Origin of the sequence: Streptomyces glaucus (assembly GCF_039533365.1) — a bacterium.
GTDB lineage: Bacteria > Actinomycetota > Actinomycetes > Streptomycetales > Streptomycetaceae > Streptomyces > Streptomyces glaucus.
Genome location: NZ_BAAATK010000078.1, coordinates 1 through 19,584 on the forward strand (window position 1 = coordinate 1; position 19,584 = coordinate 19,584).

Below are 19,584 nucleotides of genomic sequence, written 5' to 3' on the forward strand. Positions count from 1 at the left end.
CCGGCGCCGGCCGCGGGGTCCGTCCCGCGCCTGCCCGCGCGCTCCGCCCGGCCGGCGCCGGCCCGGACGGCGGTGTCCGTCTCCCGGGCGGGCCCGAGGCCCGTACGCCCGGCGGCGGGGGCCGTGCCCCGGGCGGCCCCCGGGTCCGCCCACCCGGTGGCGGCCCCTTTGGCGGCGTTCGTCTCCCGTGTGCCGACGGCATCCGACCGCCCGGTGGCGGCCGGTGCGCCCGGGCGCTCTGCCTGTGTCAATGGTCCGTCACTGCTCGCGGCACCTCCATCGCCGTCACCGCCGTCGCCCGGGCCTCCGGCGGGCACGCGGAAACGGAGTGGTCTGTCTTCCTGTGGATCCTCCCGGCGGCCTCCGGTGCGGACGGCCGGCCGGCTTCTCGTCTCCCTCGGGTCGCCGCGGCTCGAAGCAGTCAGGTGGCGGAGGTCTCGCGCGGCGGCAGGCTGTGATAATACTCACCGACGGAGGTCAGGTACTGCGGGTCCATCGTCTCGCTGTCGGTCCGGAACCGGGGCGCGGCCTTGACCTCTCCTCTGGTGCAGGCCACCGTGATCCGCCGGTTGCCGGCATCGATGGCGGTGACGACGCCGACCGGCACGAGGACGCTCCGGCCGAAGACCCACACGCCGGTGTCGACGACCAGGTGCCGCATGCCGAAGTGGTCGGCCTGCCGGTCCACATGCCCGATGGTCCCGTCACTCGCGACGACGGTGTAACCCGTCAGGTCCCGCCCTTCGACGTGACCGCTGCCGGGTGCGTACGACCAGATTCTGTCAATGGGCACGCTGCTCCTTCCCTCCCGGGGCGCCGCCGGTCCCGGCCCGGCCGGCCGGTGATCCGGGCACGCTCGCTTCCACAGCAGCCAAATACCCCCCTGCGGCGGCGCCATTCGAAGCACGCCCCGGATCCGGCCGGGTCCCAGCCGGTCCCCCGGCGCTCCCGCCCGTGGCCGCCGGCCTCCCGGGGCGCGGTGAGGTACTCGAGGGTGCCCGTCAGCCCGAGGACGCGGTCCAGCGGGGCGGGGCGCCGGTCCAGACACGGGCCTGCCGGCGCCGCAGCGGCGCCGGCAGGCCCGAGGAGGCGATGCCGCGCAGGCGCGGGAGGAGCGTCGGCCGCGGGCACAGCGGCGACTCGCAGGGAAATCTTTCCAAGTACCCCTGCCACGCCCGTTCATGCATGATCCGTCCCGTCCGGATCCGTCGGGGCCGAACTGCGCCCCGCGCTTTGTTCCCCACCTGGGACGTGGGTTAGCCTGCGACGTATTTTCTCATCGCGCAGATCCGTGAACTGCGGAAATGCACACACGACAGCCGGACCGCCGATCGGTCCGGCGGGGGTTCCGAGTCCTCGCAGCCGAGGACTCCTGGGGAGCGGAACGAGGGTTCGCATGACCAGCGACAGCGCCGGGGCCGTCGACACGGTGCCGGGCGATCAGGAGTTGCGGCGCCTCCTGGCGGGCCTGACGGCCGTCCGGGACGGCGACTTCGGCACGCGTCTGCCGGACGACGCCGACGGCCTCATGGGCGACATCGCCAAGGTCTTCAACGGCATGGTGGACCAGTTGTCCCTGTTCACCTCCGAGGTCACCCGGGTGGCCCGCGAGGTGGGCACCGAGGGCACGCTCGGCGGGCAGGCCGAGGTGCCGGGCGTCTCGGGCACCTGGGCCGACCTGACGGACTCGGTGAACGCCATGGCGGGCAACCTCACCACCCAGGTCCGCGACATCGCCCAGGTGGCCACGGCGGTCGCCAAGGGCGACCTCTCCCAGAAGATCGACGTGCCCGCCCGCGGGGAGATCCTGCAGCTGAAGGAGACCGTCAACACGATGGTCGACCAGCTCTCCGCCTTCGCCGACGAGGTCACCCGCGTCGCCCGCGAGGTCGGCAGCGAGGGCCGCCTCGGCGGCCAGGCCCAGGTGCCGGGCGTGGCCGGCGTGTGGCGGGACCTGACCGACTCGGTGAACCACATGGCGGGCAACCTCACCAGCCAGGTCCGCTCCATCGCCCAGGTCACCACGGCGGTGGCCCAGGGCGACCTCTCCCAGAAGATCACCGTCGACGCCCGCGGCGAGATCCTCGAACTGAAGAGCACCATCAACACGATGGTCGACCAGCTCTCCGCCTTCGCCGACGAGGTCACCCGCGTCGCCCGCGAGGTCGGCACCGAGGGCCGCCTCGGCGGCCAGGCGGACGTCAAGGGCGTCAAGGGCACCTGGCGCGATCTGACCGACTCCGTGAACTTCATGGCGGGCAACCTCACCGGCCAGGTCCGCAACATCGCGCTGGTGGCGACCGCGGTGGCCAAGGGCGACCTCTCCCAGAAGATCACCGTCGACGCCCGCGGCGAGATCCTCGAACTGAAGAACACCATCAACACGATGGTCGACCAGCTCTCCGCCTTCGCCGACGAGGTCACCCGCGTCGCCCGCGAGGTCGGCACCGAGGGCCGCCTCGGCGGCCAGGCCCAGGTGCGGGGCGTGTCGGGCACCTGGAAGGACCTCACCGACAACGTCAACGTGATGGCGTCCAACCTCACCAGCCAGGTCCGCTCCATCGCCCAGGTCGCCACCGCCGTGGCCCGGGGCGACCTGTCGCAGCGGATCACGGTCGAGGCCAAGGGCGAGGTCGCGGCGCTGGCCGAGGTCATCAACACGATGGTCGACACGCTGTCGGCGTTCGCCGACGAGGTCACCCGCGTCGCCCGCGAGGTCGGCACCGAGGGCCGCCTCGGCGGCCAGGCGCACGTGCCGAACGTGGCGGGCACCTGGAAGGACCTCACCGACAACGTCAACTCCATGGCCAACAACCTCACCGGCCAGGTGCGCAACATCGCGCTGGTGACGACCGCGGTGGCCAAGGGCGACCTGTCGAAGAAGATCGACGTCGACGCCCGCGGCGAGATCCTCGAGCTCAAGACGACGATCAACACGATGGTCGACCAGCTCTCCGCCTTCGCCGACGAGGTCACCCGCGTCGCCCGCGAGGTCGGCACCGAGGGCCGCCTCGGCGGCCAGGCCGAGGTGGAGGGCGTCTCGGGCACCTGGAAGCGCCTGACGGAGAACGTCAACGAACTGGCCGGAAACCTCACCCGGCAGGTCCGCGCGATCGCCGAGGTCGCCAGCGCCGTCGCCGAGGGCGACCTGACGCGCTCGATCACCGTGGAGGCGTCCGGCGAGGTCGCCGAGCTCAAGGACAACATCAACTCCATGGTGGAGTCCCTGCGCGAGACCACCCGGGCCAACCAGGAGCAGGACTGGCTCAAGACGAACCTCGCCCGGATCTCCAGCCTGATGCAGGGCCACCGCGACCTGCCCGTGGTCGCCGAGCTGATCATGGACGAGCTCGTGCCCCTGGTGTCCGCCCAGTACGGCGCCTTCTACCTGGCCGAGGACGGCGAGAGCGGTCCCGAGCTGCGGCTCGTCGGCTCCTACGGCTATCCCGACGACGACGCCCGGCCCACCCGCATCCCCTTCGGCCGCACCCTGGTCGGCCAGGCCGCGCGCAGCCGGCGCACCATCACGGTGGACGAGCTGCCGCCCGACTACGTGACCATCTCCTCCGGGCTCGGGCAGGTGACGCCGACCGCGCTGGTGCTGCTGCCCATCGTGTTCGAGGACCAGGTGCTCGCCGTGATCGAGCTGGCGTCGGTGACGCGCTTCACCCAGATCCACCACGACTTCCTGGCCCAGCTGATGGAGACCATCGGCGTCAACGTCAACACCATCGTGGCCAACGCCCGCACCGACGAGCTGCTGGTCGAGTCGCAGCGGCTGACCGCCGAGCTCCAGGCCCGCTCGGCCGAGCTGCAGGTGCAGCAGGAGGAACTGCAGCGCTCCAACGCCGAGCTGGAGGAGAAGGCCTCCCTGCTGGTGGCGCAGAACCGGGACATCGAGGCGAAGAACCTGCAGATCGAGCAGGCGCGGCAGGAGCTGGAGGCCCGCGCCCAGCAGCTGTCGCTGGCCTCGAAGTACAAGTCGGAGTTCCTGGCGAACATGAGCCACGAGCTGCGCACCCCGCTCAACAGCCTGCTCATCCTCGCCCAGTTGCTCGCCCAGAACCCGTCGCGCAACCTCACCCCGAAGCAGGTCGAGTACGCGCAGATCATCCACTCCGCCGGTTCGGACCTGCTGCAGCTGATCAACGACATCCTCGACCTGTCGAAGGTCGAGGCCGGGAAGATGGACGTCACGCCCGAGCGGGTGACGCTCCGTCAGCTCATCGAGTACGTCGAGGCCACCTTCCGGCCCATGACGACGCAGAAGGGCCTGGACTTCACGGTGGCGACCGCGCCCGGCGCGCCCGCGGACCTCCTCACGGACGACTCGCGGCTGCGTCAGGTCCTGCGCAACCTGCTGTCGAACGCGGTGAAGTTCACCGAGCGGGGCAGCGTGGAGCTGCGCATCGAACCCGCGACGGACGACGAGGTGCCGCAGAGCGTGATCAGAGGCGGCGCCGTGGTGGCGTTCCGGGTGAAGGACACCGGCATCGGCATCCCCGAGCAGCACCTGGAGACGATCTTCGGCGCGTTCCAGCAGGCGGACGGCACGACGAGCCGCAAGTACGGCGGCACCGGCCTGGGCCTGTCCATCACGCGGGAGATCGCCCAGCTGCTCGGCGGAGCCGTCACCGTGGACAGCACGCCCGGCCAGGGCAGCACGTTCACCCTCTACCTGCCCGTGGCCCGGCCCGACTTCGAGCAGCTGATGACCTCCGGCCGGACCCTGGAGCCGGCTTCGGCGGAGGCCCCGGCCGAGGAACCGGCCGCGGTGGTGCCCGAGACCGGGCCCGGGCCGCGTCCCCGGCGGCTGCTCGTCGTGGAGGAGCGGCCACGCGGCCTGCTGACCCTCGTCGCGGAGAGCGTCGTCACGGATCTGACGCACGGCCGGAGCGACGGCGGGCAGCGGCCGGCGATCGACATCATCACCGCCGTCGGCGCGCAGGAGGCGGCGGGCGCCCTGGCCGCCGAGCCGTGCCACTGCGTGGTCCTGGAGCTCGGCATGCCGGACGGCGAGGCGTCCCGGTTCCTGGAGGCCACCCAGGGCGACTCGGCGCTGGCGAGCGTTCCGGTGCTCGTGCACAGCGGTCACCGCGCCGACGCGGCCCTGGAGGAGACGCTGCGCTCCCGGGCGGAGGGCGGGGCGCTGGAGTTCCTGTCCAGCCTCGACGAACTGCGCGAGCGCATCGCGCTGCACCTGTCCGCCGAGGAGCCGGGCGAGGTGCTCGCCCTGGTGCGCCCGGAGGACCCGCAGCGGCACGCGGCGCTGCCCGTCGACGAGTCCGCGGCCGGGCGCACGGTGCTCGTCGTGGACGACGACGCGCGCAACCTCTTCGCGCTCAGCGGGATCCTGGAGCTGCACGGCTTCCGGGTGCTGCACGCGGAGAACGGGCGCAAGGGCATCGAGACGCTGGTGAACAACCCGGAGGTCGCGCTCGTGCTGATGGACGTGATGATGCCGGAGATGGACGGCTACGCGGCGACCGCGGAGATCCGCGGCATGCCGCAGTACGCCGACCTGCCCATCATCGCCGTCACCGCGAAGGCGATGCCCGGCGACCGCGAGAAGAGCCTCGCCTCGGGCGCCAGTGATTACGTCACCAAGCCGGTGGACACTCGCGACCTGATCGCCTGTGTCCGCCGCTGGCTGCCCGCATGACCGCGCCGGCGACCGCCCCGCAGCGTCCTGCGTCCCGCACGCGAGTGCGCTGCAGTCGAGGAGCATCCGCATCGTGAGCATCTCCGAGCATCCGCGCGAACCGCTGGACGGTGAGCCGCGGTTCACCCCAGCCGTGGCCCCGGCGGCCTCCGCCGCCGTGGAGCCGTCCGCCGCCGAGCCGCCCGCCTCGCCCGTCGGCAGACTGGCGGCCACCGTGGAGCGGCTCAGCCGCGAGGTGCGGGCGGCCCAGGCGGAGGCCGAGGGGCGCGCCCTGATCGAACTCGCCAAGGGCATCCTCGTCGAACGCCTCAAGTGCGGTCCGGCGCAGGCCGCCCGGCAGCTGTCCGAGCTGGCCGAGCAGGCCCAGGTGACGCCGCTCGAATTCGCGGTCGACGTCATCAACCAGGCCGCGCGGGACCGGATGTCCGAGGTGACGGACGCGTTCCTGGCCGCCACCACCGGAGCCGGCGACGAACCGCTCGACGAGTCGGCCGCGGTACGGCTGCGCGCGGCCGAGAGCGGAGCGCTGGCCGCGGACGACACCCAGGCCGTCGCCGACGCCCTGCTGGAGCAGGCGCTGCGCCCGCTCGGCGCGGTGGCCGTGGCCATCTGGGCCGCGGGCTCCGACGGGTCGCTGACGCTGGCCGGCAGCGCCGGGTTCTCCCCGGCCGAGGCCGCGCGCTGGCGGTACGTGCCGCCGGACGTGGCGACGGTGGCGCGGCGCGGTCTGACCGAGCGCGCGGGACAGTGGATCGGGTCCCTCGCGGAGACCGGGCTGCCCAGCATCGGCCGGCACCACCACCCGGACGGCGGCCGGGCCGCCCTGCCCGCGGGCACCGGGGGCCGCATCCACGGCGTGCTGGAGATCGCCTGGCCGGAGCCGCTGCCCGAGCTGCGGCCCCAGATCGTCCGCCAGGTGGAGGCCCTGGCGGAGCTGTGCGCCCACACGCTGGAGGCGTACACGCCGGCGCACGGCCCGGCCCAGGAGCCGCGGGTGCTGCCGGACGCCGCGGAGCTGATGGACCTGGCCGACGGGCTGCACGATCCCGCGCTGGTGCTGGTGCCGCACCTCGACGCCGCCGGGCATCTGGTGGACTTCCGCATCCAGCACGTCAACAGCCGTTTCCTGGACCCGGCCGGCCGGCCGCGCGCGATGGTGGGCGGCTCGCTGCTGCTGGAGGCCTATCCGATGGCGGCCGGGCAGAGCGAGCTGTTCCAGCAGGTGGAGCGCGTGTACGCCACCGGTGAGCCCTTCCGGGCCCGCCGGATGAACCTGACCGCCCTCGTCGACCAGGTCCCGCTGTCGGCGGTCGCGGACATCAGCATCAGCCGGCACGGCTCGGCCGTCCTGCTCATCTGGCGCATCGAGGACGAGACGGCGCGGCTGGCGAGTCTGCTCCAGCACGCCCAGCGCCTCGGCCGCATCGGCGGCTTCGAGGAGAACGTGCTGACCGGGGAGATCACCTGGAACGGGCAGCTGTTCGACCTGTACGGGCGTCCGCAGTCGAGTACCCCGGTGCCGCTGGAGGAACTGCCGGCCCACGCCCATCCGGACGACGGCGTCACCATCCGCCGCTTCCTGCGCACCCTCCTGCACCACCGGCGGCCCGCGTCGGCGGCCTTCCGGCTGCAGCGGCCCGACGGGGTGACCCGGCACATCCGGGTCGTCGCCGAACCGGTCCTCGACACCGACGGCCGGCTGCTCGTGGTCCGCGGGGCCTACCAGGACATCTCGGCGCAGCACTGGACGGAGGTGGCGCTCGCCGCCACCCGCGACCAGCTGGCGCACACCGAGCAGCAGGCCAGCGAACGCAACCGGCTGGCCCTGCAGTTGCAGCACGCCATCATGCCGCCCACGCAGGACCCGCTGCGGGTTCCCGGCCTCCAGGTGGCCGTGCGCTACCGGCCCGCAGAGACCGAGCAGTTGGTCGGCGGCGACTGGTACGACGCCGTCGTCCTGCCGTCCGGGCTGGTGCTGCTGTGCGTGGGGGACGTGGCGGGCCACGGCATCGAGGCGGCGACGAGCATGGTGGTGCTGCGCAACGCGCTGCGCGGGCTGGCGGTGACCGGCGCGGGCCCCGGCCAGCTGCTGTCGTGGCTGAACATCGTGGCGCACCATCTGACGGGTGCGGTCACCGCCACGGCGGTGTGCGGCCTGTACGACCCGGACACGCGCACGTTCCGCTGGGCGCGGGCGGGCCATCTGCCGCCCGTCCTCGTGCGGGACGCGGACGCGGCTCCCCTGCCGCTGGCCAGGGGGATGCTGCTGGGCGCGGTGCCCGAGGCCGGGTACGAGGAGACCCAGGTCCAACTGGCCGCCGGCGACACCCTGCTGATGTACACCGACGGTCTGATCGAGCGTCGCGACCGGTCGGTGGAGGAGTCCCTGACCCATCTGGTGACCACCGCGCGCACGGCGCCCACCACGCTGGACCAGCAGCTGGACCGGCTGCTCACGTACAGCAGGTCGGACACCGACGACGACACCTGCATCGTGGGCATCCGGGTCGGGTGAGGACGGCGGCCGGCGCGCCGTGGGCATGACCCGCTGATTACGGGGTAGGCGCGGGTGCGCGGTGAGACACGACCCGCGGGTGAGGGGGTACGGGACGGGCCTCGGGGTCCGGGACGGACCCGGCCTCCTCACGGCGCGGGTGCACGGTTCCGTAGGGGCGCGGATGAGAGTTTGATCACTGCGCGCCCCGCGGGACCGGCGGGTGTCGGAGCCGCTTCCAGGGGTAGCCAGCCCTGGCCGTCAGCACTGTTGGAGGTACTCGTGCCCATTGCCCAGAACCCTCTGTCCGTCGAGGTGACGCTGCCCCGGGAGGATGTCGCGCTGTTCAAGGTGGAGGGGTACCTGGACGTCGACACCGCCACGGAGTTCCAGCACCATCTGGCGAACCAGCTCCACCACGGGCGACGGCATTTCCTGCTCGACCTGTCGGCGGTCCCCTTCATGGACTCGTCCGGCATGAACATCATCCTGCGCGTCTACCAGGAGGTCCGGGAACTGCCGGGGAGCGTGCACATCATCTCGCCCACCCCGGCCGTGCAGCGGATCCTGGACCTGACGGGCGTCAGCATCACCGTCCCCGTCTCGCGGAGCGCCGAGGAGGCCCTCGGACGCGTCGACGGGCAGCCCGCGGCCGTCCCGGAGCAGGAGGACGTCTGAGCAGCCCCCGTCGGCCGTCCGGCCCCCGCTCCCGCACCGGGCGGGTGGCTGCACCCCCTCGTACCGAACTGTTGTTCCCCCGCCGGACGTGCGTCACGGCGGCCGCCGACCGCCCTGCCCCTCGACCGGATCACTTGCCCGGAGCGAGGTGTCGTACGAGATCGGGCGGTGGTTACAGTGGTCGCCCGGCAGGAGTCACGTCGCCGTTTCGTTGCCTCCAACGGTGCGGTTCGACGCAACGCGGATGAGGAGAGAAACAGGTGCCGGAGCACGTAGCGGACGGACAGCTCGCATCACCGACGACCGAGGTCAGGGATTTCCTGCGGCGTCGCCGGGAGCAGGTCGCCCAGAGGTGGGCGGACGAGCCCCTGTTCCGCACCGTGTTCACCGTCTCGCGGGACGAGGCGGTGGAGGCGGGCAAGGCCGTGGTCGACGCGCTGGCCCAGGTGGCCGACGGGGGCCGGGTGGAGGATCCGGACGCGGCCGGGTTCAGCATGGTGCGCGAGCAGCTGGCCCGGATGCAGGTGGCCCGCTCCCGCGCCGGCCTGACGGCGGCTCAGGTGTCCACCGAACTGGACACCTTGCGGCCCCCCGTCGAGAACCTCCTCGCCGACGACCTCGCGGACGCGCCCGCCGAGCACCTGCGGGCCTGCACGAACACGCTGACCGTCCTGCTGGGGACGCTGCGGGTGGTCGTCATGCAGACGGCGCTGAGCGAGGGGCAGGCCCTCATCGACCGGCAGCGGCTGCAGCTGATGGAGGTGGCCACGCCCGTCATCAAGCTGTGGGACGGCATCGTCGCCGTGCCGCTGATCGGGACGCTGGACAGCGCCCGCAGCCAGGTGGTGATGGAGACCCTGCTGGAGTCGATCGTCGAGCAGCACGCGCAGTTCGCGATCCTCGACATCACCGGCGTGCCGACGGTCGACTCGCTGGTCGCCCAGCACCTGATGAAGACGGTCGCCGCCGCCCGGCTGATGGGCGCGGAGTGCATCGTCTCCGGCATCCGCCCCGCGATCGCGCAGACCATCGTCCACCTCGGCCTGGACCTGGGCACGGTGATCACCCGCGCGGGCCTGGCCGACGCGCTGGCGTACGCCCTGCACGAGCTCGGCACGGACATCGTCAACTCGGCGCCGGGCGATGCGGGGCAGCGGTGAACGACGCCTTCCCCCGGCCCACGGGGCACGTGCCGGTCCTGCGGCTCGGCGACGTCCTCCTGATCACCCTCCAGGGCGACCTGTACGACAGCGCGGCACAGCAGCTGCAGCAGGACATCGCCGAGGCGATCTCGCGCAGCAGGGTCACCGGCGTGCTGATCGACCTCTCCGGCGTGGAGATCGTCGACTCCTTCCTCGGCCGCGTCCTGGCCGAGATCGCGGCGCAGGCCAAGCTGCTGGCCGCGGAGACGGTGGTGGCCGGCATGCGGCCCGCGGTCGCCATCACCCTGGTGGAACTGGGCCTGACGCTGCCGGGGCTGCGCACCGCGCTGAGCACCGAGGCGGCCATGGACCTGCTCACCCGGCCGACCCGGCCGTCCCGCTTCGGCGGCAGGCGCCAGGAGCGTCCGTGATGTACACCAGCGCGGGCGTCGAGGCCCGCCTGCCGATCCGCTCGGACATGGATCTGGTGTGGGTGCGACAGCATGTGCGGCAGGCGGCCGCACAGCTCGGCTTCGGCCTCGTGGACCAGACGAAGCTGGTCACAGCGGCCAGTGAGCTGGCCCGCAACACCCTCGTGCACGGCGGCGGCGGGCACATGGAGGCGGCGCACGTCACCCGGGGCGGGGCGCACGGCCTGCGGCTGACGTTCACCGACGAGGGACCGGGCATCACGGACCTGGACCGCGCGCTCAGCGACGGCTACACCTCCGGCGACGGCCTGGGAATGGGGCTGGGCGGCGCGCGGCGCCTGGTGCACGACTTCACCATCGAGTCCACTCCGGGGGCCGGCACCACCGTGTGCGTGACGTCGTGGACGGCCGTGCCGCCGCGTCCGCGCGAGGAGAGCTGATGCCGCGGGTGTGGGACGTCCCGGTGCACGACTCGACCCGGGTGCGCGACGCACGGGTGGCGGCGGAGCGCGCGGCGGCCCTGGCCGGGCTGGACGAGAAACGCACGGCGAGTGCCGCGCTGGTGGCGACCGAGCTCGCCACCAACCTCCTCAAGCACGCGGGGGGCGGTCAGGTCCTCATCGAGAACGTGGCCCCGCCCGTGCCCGCCGAGGGCCCGGGCGGGGCCCCGGCCGTGCAGATCGCCGCGATCGACCACGGTCCGGGCATCGCGGACGTGCCGGCGGCGCTGCGCGACGGGTTCTCCACGACCCGCTCGCTCGGCGCCGGCCTCGGCACCTGCCGGCGCCTCGCCGACGACTTCGGCCTGCACAGCCTCCCGGGCCGGGGCACGGTGGCGCTGGCCCGGATCGGCAACCCGCCGGGCGGCGGGACCGGGCCCGCGCGGCCGGCGGGCGGGGTGCGGGCCGGCGGGGTGAACATCCCGTACGGCGGGGCGGAGTACTCCGGTGACGCCTGGGCCTGGGTCCGCTCCGGCGACCGGCTGACGCTGATGCTGGCCGACGGCCTGGGCCACGGCCCCGAGGCGGCCCGTGCCTCGACGGCCGCGGTGGAGGCGCTGCGCGGCTCGGCCCACCTGCCGCCCGCCGAGGCGCTGCGGCAGCTGGACACGGCGCTGGGCGGCACCCGGGGGGCGGCCGTCGCCGTGGCCCAGGTCGACGTCCGCGCCGGACGGCTGCGCTTCGCCGGCGTGGGCAACGTGGGGGCGCGGCTGCGCGAGGGCGACCGGTGGCGCGCGCTGGTGTCACGGCCCGGCATCGTCGGCGTGCACCGGCACGCGTCGCTGCGCGAGGAGGAGGCGGTCTGGGCGGACGACCGGCTGCTGATCCTGCACAGCGACGGGCTGCCCAGCCGCTGGACGCCGCCGTCCGACGCCGGTCCGGTGGCGGACGACCCGGCCGTGACGGCCGCCGTGACGATACGCGACGCCAGCAGTCCCGCCCGCCCGGTGCGGGACGACACCGCCGTCGCCGTGTTGACTCCGACCCCGCCGGACCGCCCATGAAGCGCACGTGGCAGATCTCCACCGTCACCGATGCGGCACGGGCCCGCATCGCCACCGCGCGCCTGGCCGCCGCGTACGGCGTGCCGCCCCTGGACCGCACCCGCCTGGCCGCCGCGCTCAGCGCGCACCTGCGCCAGTGCCTCACCAAGGGCGGCGTGTGGCGGCTCAGCCTGACGGTGACCAGGGCGCCCGGCGAGGGGACGCTGCTGCACACCGTGGTGACCCCCTCGCACGACGCGGCCGCGGCCGGGGAGCCGCCGTGGCGGACGGCGGTCGCCTGTCCCGAGTCCGCCCGGGCGGACGGCGGCGACGGCGTGCCCGAGGACCCCGCCGTGCTCGCGGAGGCCCTGCTGGGCGCCGACGAGGACACGGCGCTGGTGCTGGAGAAGCTCACCGAGCAGGAGCAGCTGGTCGCCTTCCACCGGGAGGAACTGCACCAGACCAACCAGGGCGTGCTCGCGCTGCACGCCGAGCTGGACGCCGCCGGGCGGGCCCAGCGGGAGGCGTTCGCCGCCGAGCGCAAGGCGCGCACCGAGGCGGAGAACGCCCGCCGCAGGCTGACCTTCCTCGCGGACGCGAGCGCGGTGCTGACGGCCTCGCTCAACCACGACGAGATCGTGCGCCGGCTCCCCGATCTGCTGGTGCCGGAATACGCCCGCAGCGTCGACGTGTGGCTGTTCGACCACGACGACCAGCAGCGGCAGACACCGCATCCGGCCGCCGCCGTGGTCGCCGCGCGCACCGGCCGGCCGCAGTACGCCGCCGACCACCCCGGCGGCCTGCCCGGCGTCGACGACCAGCCGCCCTCGGCGCTGGAGCCCGGCCGGCCGCTGCTGTGCATCCCGCTGCCGACCCGGCGGGCGCCGCTGGGCGTGCTGACCCTGTCGCCGCCCGGTGAGCGCTGGGACCCGGACGACGCCGTGATGCTGATCGAGCTGACCCGGCGGGCCAGCATCGCGATCGACAACGCCCGGCGCTTCGAGCACAACCGTGACATCGCCGAGACGCTGCAGCGCGCCCTGCTGACGGACCTGCCCGCGACCCCCGGCCTGACCCTCGCGGCGCGCTACCTGCCGGCCACCCACGGGCTGAACATCGGCGGTGACTGGTACGACGCCTTCCGCCAGCCCGACGGGAGCCTGATCGCCGTGGTCGGCGACGTCACCGGGCACGGGCTGCACGCGGCCGTCATGATGAGCCAGCTGCGCACCGCGCTGCGCGCCTACGCGGTCGACGGCGGCAGCCCCGGCCGGCTGCTGACCCGGCTGCACATGTTCCTGCACCACCTGCAGCCCGACCTGTACGCCACCGCGGTCATCGCCCGCTTCCACCCCGACGACCCGACGCTGACCTGGGCCGCCGCCGGCCATCCGCCGCCGGTGCTGCGCACCGCCGACGGGCGGGTGACCACCCTGGACGCCAAGCCGGGCGCGATGCTCGGCATCCCGCTGCGGCAGGAGATCGACGACCACACCGTGCGCCTGACGCCCGGTTCGACGCTGGCGCTGTACACGGACGGGCTGGTCGAGCGGCGTGCCCGGGGGATAGACCCGGGCATCGAGCGCCTGGCGGCGGCGCTCGGGGCGTTCCGCTCCGCGGAACTGGACGCGGATCTGGAGGGCTCGGCGGACCGGCTCCTCGATCCGCTGCTGAGCGACTCCGAGCGCGACGACGACGTGTGTCTGCTGCTGTGCCACCTCGGCGGCGCGGGGTGACCGCCCGCCGCCGCTCCCCCGTCGCCGGAGGGACGACGTCCGGTGCGCCGGGGCGAAGGACGCGGATCCGGCCGGGCACGTGCTCCTCCCCGGGCGGGGCGACCGGCCCGTCGCCGGCGTACGGGCCGGGGACGGTGCCGGGCGCGCGGCCCCGCTGACGACGCGGAGGCGGCCCTCCCCGCACCGGCCGCAGCCGCCGGTGCGGGTGCGTCCCGCCGTTCGGCCCGTCGGCGGCCGCTCCCCGTGGAGCCGGGCGGCCGGGGGTCCCGGCCGCCGGTCCGCCCGCGTCCGCGCTCGCGGCGGGTCGCCGGACCGGACTGCCGGCCCGGCGGGTCCCGCGTCGGCGACGGCGTCGGCAGGGCGCGTGACGAGGCGGCGCACACCGCGGCGGGCACGGCCCGCGTCCGCGGGGACGCGGGCCGCCCGCCCGCGCGGGGCCGTTCACCTGAATGCGCTCCGGTCCCCGCGCCGGGCAGGCGCCCCGGCCTCCGGGACCAGGCCTTTCGGCCGTCAGGACGGCGCGGCGCGGTGCCCGCCGCCCCCTTCCGCCGGTGCGCCGCGGCCCCGGCGCGGGCATGGTGGTTGTCGACGCGTTCGTCTCCCCGCCGCTCCCGGCTGGCGCGACGGCCGGCGACACGATGGGATCGATGAGGTGCGAAGCAGCGATCCAGGGGCAGGCGAAAGGCGTTCGAGTCGGACCGCCTGGAGCCGCAGAAAGGGATGAACACCGTGACACGACCCAGGATCCTGGTGGTTGGCGCAGGTTTCGCCGGGGTGGAGTGCGTCCGCCGCCTGGAACGGAAACTCTCCCCCGACGAGGCCGACGTCACGCTGGTGACGCCGTTCGCCTACCAGCTCTATCTGCCGCTGCTGCCCCAGGTCGCTTCCGGGGTGCTGACGCCCCAGTCCATCGCCGTGTCCCTGCGCCGCAGCAAGAGGTACCGCACCCGGATCATCCCGGGCGGAGCGATCGGCGTGGACCTGAAGTCGAAGGTCTGCGTCATCCGTACCATCACCGACCGGATCCTCGACGAACCGTACGACTACATCGTGCTGGCCCCCGGCAGCATCACCCGGACCTTCGACATCCCCGGGCTCACGGACCACGCGTTCGGCATGAAGACGCTCGCCGAGGCCGCCTACATCCGCGACCACGTCATCGCCCAGCTCGACCTCGCCGACGCCAGCCAGGACCCGGCCGAGCGGGCCTCGCGGCTGCAGTTCGTGGTGGTCGGCGGCGGATACGCGGGCACCGAGACCGCCGCGTGCCTGCAGCGCCTGACGCACGCCGCCGTCAAGCGCTACCCCCGCCTGGACCCGGGCCTGATCAAGTGGCACCTGATCGACATCGCGCCCAAGCTGATGCCCGAGCTGGGCGAGAAGCTCGGGCGCAGCGCGCAGGAGATCCTGCGCCGGCGCGGCATCGAGATCTCCCTGGGCGTCTCCATCGCCAAGGCCGGTCCGGAGGAGGTCACCTTCACCGACGGGCGGGTGATCCCCACCCGCACGCTGATCTGGACCGCGGGCGTGGTGGCGAGCCCGCTGATCGCCACGCTCGACGCGGAGACCGTCAAGGGGCGGCTCGCGGTCACCGCCGAGATGTGCCTGCCCGGCCACGACGGGGTGTTCGCGCTCGGCGACTCGGCCGCGGTGCCCGACCTGGCCAAGGGCCAGGAGGGTGCCGTCTGCCCGCCCACCGCCCAGCACGCCATGCGGCAGGGCCGGCACGTCGCCGACAACGTCATCGCGACGCTGCGCGGCCAGGCGATGCGGCCGTACGTCCACAAGGACCTCGGGCTCGTCGTCGACCTCGGCGGCAGGGACGCGGTCTCCAAGCCGCTGGGCGTCGAGCTGCGGGGCCTGCCCGCCCAGGCCGTCGCCCGCGGCTACCACTGGTCGGCGCTGCGCACCAACGTCGCCAAGACGCGCGTGATGACGAACTGGCTGCTCAACGCGGTCGCCGGCGACGACTTCGTGCGCACCGGCTTCCAGGCCCGCAAGCCGGCCAAGCTGAAGGACTTCGAGTACACCGACGCGTACCTGACGCCGGAACAGGTGCGGGCGCACGTCGCGGGGACCGCGCGGCTGGACCGGTGACCCGTCCGGAGGAGTCCGGTCCCGGCACGACCCGCCGGGACACGGACCTCGGCGTGTCGTGGCGTGGAACGGGAGAGAGTACGGCGGCGTGAGGGCAGCGGGACGCTCGGTGCGGACGCGACTGCGGGACCGCGTGGCGGCGTCCGACCCCGGGCTGATGCGGCTGACGGCCGGGCTGCGCACGGTGGGCGCCATCGCCCTGGCGCTGGCCGTGCTCGCCCTGCTGGGGGCGGACGTCACCCATCTGGTGACAGGGGCGATGGCGGCGATGGCGGCCACCTTCGCCATCCGGGAGAAGCAGCGCCGCCGGCAGGCCGTCACGCTGGCCGTCGGCCTGCCGGTGGCGCTGGCCATGGTGGCGCTGGCCGCGCTGCTGCACACCCGGATCGTGCTCGGCGACGTCTTCTTCGTCGTTCTCATCTTCTGCGCCGTCTACGGCCGCCGGTTCGGCGACCGCGGCACCGCGCTGGGGCTCATCGCCTTCCAGGTCTACTTCCTGTCGCTGTTCGTCGGCGCGACCGTGCCTGAGCTGCCGGAGCTGTGCGGTGTGATCGCCGTGGCGTTCCTGTGCAGCGCCGTGGTGCGGTTCGCGGTGGTGCCGGCGACGCCCGCCGGCGTCCTCCAGCGGCTGCGGGAGGCCTTCCGCGCCCGTCTGGCCCAGCTGGTCTCGGCGCAGATCGAGCTGCTCGACGCCGGGCCCGAGGGCGTCGACAAGGCCCTGGAGGCCGTCCGGGAGGGCACCGCGCGGCTGCACGAGACGGCTCTGATGATCCAGGCCCGGCTGGAGGAGGGCACCCCGGACGAGGCCGCGGCGCGACTGGTGCAGCGCCGGATCGCGGACGCCGAGATCACCGCCGAACGGCTGGGGCTGCTGCTGCTGTCCGCGCGCAGCGCCGAGCGGGCGGACACCCTCACCCTGCACCTGCCGGGCGCGCCCGCCCCCTCGATGGGCCGGCTGCCCGGACCGGACGAGGCCGTCGCCACCCTGCGCCGTGATCTCCAGGCGCTGCGCACGCTCGTCGAGCGGACCGGGGACGAGGTGACGGGGACGGCGCTGGCCCACGTGCGCAACCGGCTCCTCGGGTACCGGGACGAGGAGCACCTGCCGGCCGCGTCCCCGGCCGTGCAGGACGTCTTCCGGGGCGTCGGCGAGGCCGCCCGTGCCGTCCTGGGGCTGCGGCTCGCCCTGGGCGGGCCGCAGGACGAGTCGGACGACACCCCCGCCACCGCCCGGTCCCGGGAGGAGCTGGACGCCGAGGACGCGGCCATCGACGCCGGCGAGGAGGCCGGGGACGAGGAGCGGCCGACCGGGCTGCGCCGGCCCACCACGCGCGCCGCGATCCAGGTCACGGTGGGCTCGTCGCTCGCCATCGTCGGCGGTGAGTTCCTGTCCAGCCAGCGCTGGTACTGGGCGGTGCTCACCTGCTGGATCGTGTTCATCAACACCGCCTCCACCGGCGAGATCCTCGTCAAGGGCTACCGGCGGCTGCTGGGCACGGTGCTCGGGGTGGTGGCGGGCCTGGTGCTGGCCGGGCTGGTCGGGCACCACACGTGGACGGCGTTCGCGCTGGTGCTGGTGTTCGTCTTCGCGATGTTCTACACCGCGCCGCTGTCGTACACCCTGATGTCCTTCTTCGTCACCGCGGCGCTGGGGCTGCTGTACATGCTGCTGCACACCTACAGCCCGTCGGTGCTGGTGCTGCGGGTGGAGGAGACGGCGCTCGGCGCGCTCTGCGGGATCGTCGCCGCCGCGCTGGTGCTGCCGGTGCGGACCGACCGGCGCACCGACGAGCTCCTGGTCACGGTGCTCCAGCGGCTCTGCGACGTCACCGAGAGCGCCGTCGACCAGCTCAGCGGCGGGCCCGCGGCGGACCTGCTCGACCGGGCCCGCGACCTGGACCAGGCGCTGGGCGACCTGCGGGCGGCCACCCAGCCGCTCACCCACCCGATCACGCCGCTGCGGGCCCGGCGGGACACCGCCCGGTACGTGGTCGCGCTGCTGGAGACCTGCGCCTATCACGCGCGCTCCCTGGCCGCGACCGCGGAGCTGCTGCCCACCCATCCCTCGATCGCGGCGGACCCGCGGCTGCGCGGCGCGATGCGGCGCACCGTGCGCAACATCGAGGCGATCGCCGGGCGCGTCGCGGGCGAACGGCCCGACGCCACGATCGCGACCGGGCCGAGCATCGCCTCGCTCCTGGAGCCCGGCGCCGCGGGCGGCCCGCGCTACGGCCGGATCACCGGCCGTGTGCTGCGGCATCTGGAGCGCCTGGACGAGGCTGTGACCGGCCTCGGCCGCCCGCTGGGCGTGCCCGTCGCCACGCCGAAGCGGTGAGGGGTCCCGCCCACCGCGGCGGCCGGTACCCGGGTCAGAAGTCGGTGGGCAGTCCGCTGGCCTCGGCTATGCCGCGCAGCTCCTCGTTCTGGCGGTGCCGTTCCCTCAGGTAGTCGGCGATCTCGCCGAGGCGGGCCGGGTCGCTCGCGGTGGCCGCGTCGGTGACCACCCGGACCGGCCCGCTGTCGTCGATGTGGATCTCGATGACCTCGTTGTCCAGTCGGCCGGTGACGGCGGTGGCGATGACCAGGGCGGCCTCGTCCCGGATCTCCTGGGGCAGCTCCGCGGCGTCCTCACCGTCCAGCGCGAAGTCGAGGGTGGGCAGCCGCTCCTCGTCGATCGCCCGCAGAACCGGTTCCACCACGCCGAGCAGACGGTGGAAGTCCTCCGTGTCCATCCGGAGGCGCAGCAGGTCGAGATAGACGTCCACGGGACGTCCGTCCGGCGGAATCTCGGATTCGTTCATCCCGTCCGTGTTCCCTGTGCGGCGCTCGTCAGACCCGCCGCCAGCGGGCCATCGCGAAGGAGAACACGCCGAACAGCACCAGCCCGGCCGCGACGCACACCAGCAGCCACGGGCCGAGCGGGGTGCCGGCGAAGGAGCGCAGCGTGTCGTCGAGCCCCTTGGCCTCGTCGGGCCGGTAGGCGACCGCGGCCCGCACGGCGAAGGCTCCGGCCGCCGCGAACACCAGGCCGCGCGCCACGCCGCCGGCCACGCCCGTCACGTCCACCAGCCGCCGGACCCAGGGCCGCAGCTGTCCGAGCTTCAGCTTGTCGTGGTACTTGCGGCGTACGGCCTGGACGCCGATCCCCACCCCGACGGCGACGATCGCCACCCCGGCGGCGCCCACCAGCCAGCGTCCCGCGGGCACCTCCATCACCCGGGCGGTGACGTCCCGGGACTGCTGGTCGCTCGACCCGCTCCCGCCGCCGGGGCTCGCCGCGAAGGCCAGCACCGAGTAGGCGACGAACGAGTAGAACACGCACCGGGCGGCCGCCAGCAGCCGCTTCCTCGCCGTACGGCCGTTGCGTCCGACGGAGCCGAAGAGCGCCTCCGACAGCCGCCACAGGGCCATGCCGACGAGCCCGACGCCCAGCGCCCACAGCAGGACGGCGCCGAACGGCCGGTCCGACAGTTCGGCCAGGGCGCCGCCGCGGTCCGCCTGCCGGCGTCCGTCGCCGAAGGCGATCTGCAGCGCCAGCATCCCCACCAGCAGATAGATCACGCCGCGCGCGGTGAAGCCGGCCCGTGCGGCGCCCTCGGCCGCCGATCCCTTCGCCGCCCGGCGTGCCCGCGTCCGGCCGCTCCGTATCAGGACATCCGTGTTCATGTCGACCTCCCGGAGTGCGGATGCCCCGGCTTCCCCGGCGCACACGCACGGCGCGCGGCCGGTCACCCGGGGCGATTCCGGCCGGCCGGCACGGCCGGGAACGCACGAACGCGCCGGGGCGCGGCACGGCGGTGCGCCGCGCCGTCCGGACGTGCGGATGCGCCGGGGCGCGGCACGGCGACGGGTACGCCGGGG

The 19,584-nt window shown here is 74.1% G+C and carries 13 protein-coding genes; 10 read left to right on the forward strand and 3 right to left on the reverse strand.

Annotated features, from left to right (window positions below; genetic code table 11):
* Window positions 1–421 precede the first annotated feature (421 nt).
* Entirely contained in the window at window positions 422–793 is a 372-nt protein-coding gene (locus ABD363_RS30715) for a PRC-barrel domain-containing protein (protein ID WP_344609507.1), read from the reverse strand.
* Window positions 794–1,396: 603 nt separating this feature from the next.
* On the opposite strand from ABD363_RS30715, the gene ABD363_RS30720 reads away from it, so the two are divergent.
* The 10 genes from ABD363_RS30720 to ABD363_RS30765 all read left to right on the forward strand — a co-directional run bounded on the left by ABD363_RS30720 (window position 1,397) and on the right by ABD363_RS30765 (window position 18,058).
* Complete coding sequence (locus ABD363_RS30720; RefSeq protein ID WP_344609509.1) at window positions 1,397–5,662, forward strand: HAMP domain-containing protein; 4,266 nt, start codon at window positions 1,397–1,399, stop codon at window positions 5,660–5,662.
* A 73-nt stretch (window positions 5,663–5,735) separates the two neighbouring features.
* Entirely contained in the window at window positions 5,736–8,177 is a 2,442-nt protein-coding gene (locus ABD363_RS30725) for a SpoIIE family protein phosphatase (protein ID WP_425578043.1), read from the forward strand.
* 261 nt (window positions 8,178–8,438) lie between these two features.
* Window positions 8,439–8,834 (forward strand): STAS domain-containing protein, encoded by a 396-nt coding sequence (locus ABD363_RS30730; RefSeq protein ID WP_344609511.1) that lies wholly within the window; start codon window positions 8,439–8,441, stop codon window positions 8,832–8,834.
* Window positions 8,835–9,094: 260 nt separating this feature from the next.
* On the forward strand, window positions 9,095–9,994 hold the full coding sequence (locus tag ABD363_RS30735) for an STAS domain-containing protein (RefSeq protein ID WP_344609513.1): 900 nt from the start codon (window positions 9,095–9,097) through the stop codon (window positions 9,992–9,994).
* Window positions 9,991–10,407 (forward strand): STAS domain-containing protein, encoded by a 417-nt coding sequence (locus tag ABD363_RS30740; RefSeq protein WP_344609515.1) that lies wholly within the window; start codon window positions 9,991–9,993, stop codon window positions 10,405–10,407. Before ABD363_RS30735 ends, ABD363_RS30740 begins: the two co-directional genes overlap by 4 nt.
* Window positions 10,407–10,847, forward strand: a complete 441-nt coding sequence (locus ABD363_RS30745) for an anti-sigma regulatory factor (RefSeq protein ID WP_344609530.1) — start codon at window positions 10,407–10,409, stop codon at window positions 10,845–10,847. The genes ABD363_RS30740 and ABD363_RS30745 overlap by 1 nt, the downstream gene beginning before the upstream one ends.
* On the forward strand, window positions 10,847–11,911 hold the full coding sequence (locus tag ABD363_RS30750; protein ID WP_344609517.1) for an ATP-binding SpoIIE family protein phosphatase: 1,065 nt from the start codon (window positions 10,847–10,849) through the stop codon (window positions 11,909–11,911). The genes ABD363_RS30745 and ABD363_RS30750 overlap by 1 nt, the downstream gene beginning before the upstream one ends.
* Entirely contained in the window at window positions 11,908–13,626 is a 1,719-nt protein-coding gene (locus tag ABD363_RS30755) for a PP2C family protein-serine/threonine phosphatase (protein WP_344609519.1), read from the forward strand. Before ABD363_RS30750 ends, ABD363_RS30755 begins: the two co-directional genes overlap by 4 nt.
* A gap of 720 nt (window positions 13,627–14,346) precedes the next feature.
* Window positions 14,347–15,723 (forward strand): NAD(P)/FAD-dependent oxidoreductase, encoded by a 1,377-nt coding sequence (locus ABD363_RS30760; protein ID WP_344609520.1) that lies wholly within the window; start codon window positions 14,347–14,349, stop codon window positions 15,721–15,723.
* Window positions 15,724–15,811: 88 nt separating this feature from the next.
* Window positions 15,812–18,058, forward strand: coding sequence for an FUSC family protein (locus ABD363_RS30765; RefSeq protein WP_344609522.1), 2,247 nt, complete (start codon window positions 15,812–15,814; stop codon window positions 18,056–18,058).
* Window positions 18,059–18,092: 34 nt separating this feature from the next.
* On the opposite strand, the gene ABD363_RS30770 is transcribed toward ABD363_RS30765, so the two are convergent.
* Together ABD363_RS30770 and ABD363_RS30775 are read right to left on the reverse strand one after the other, a co-directional pair.
* Entirely contained in the window at window positions 18,093–18,524 is a 432-nt protein-coding gene (locus ABD363_RS30770; protein WP_344609524.1) for a hypothetical protein, read from the reverse strand.
* A gap of 28 nt (window positions 18,525–18,552) precedes the next feature.
* On the reverse strand, window positions 18,553–19,389 hold the full coding sequence (locus tag ABD363_RS30775; protein ID WP_344609526.1) for a DUF1206 domain-containing protein: 837 nt from the start codon (window positions 19,387–19,389) through the stop codon (window positions 18,553–18,555).
* Between the last annotated feature and the right edge of the window lie 195 nt (window positions 19,390–19,584).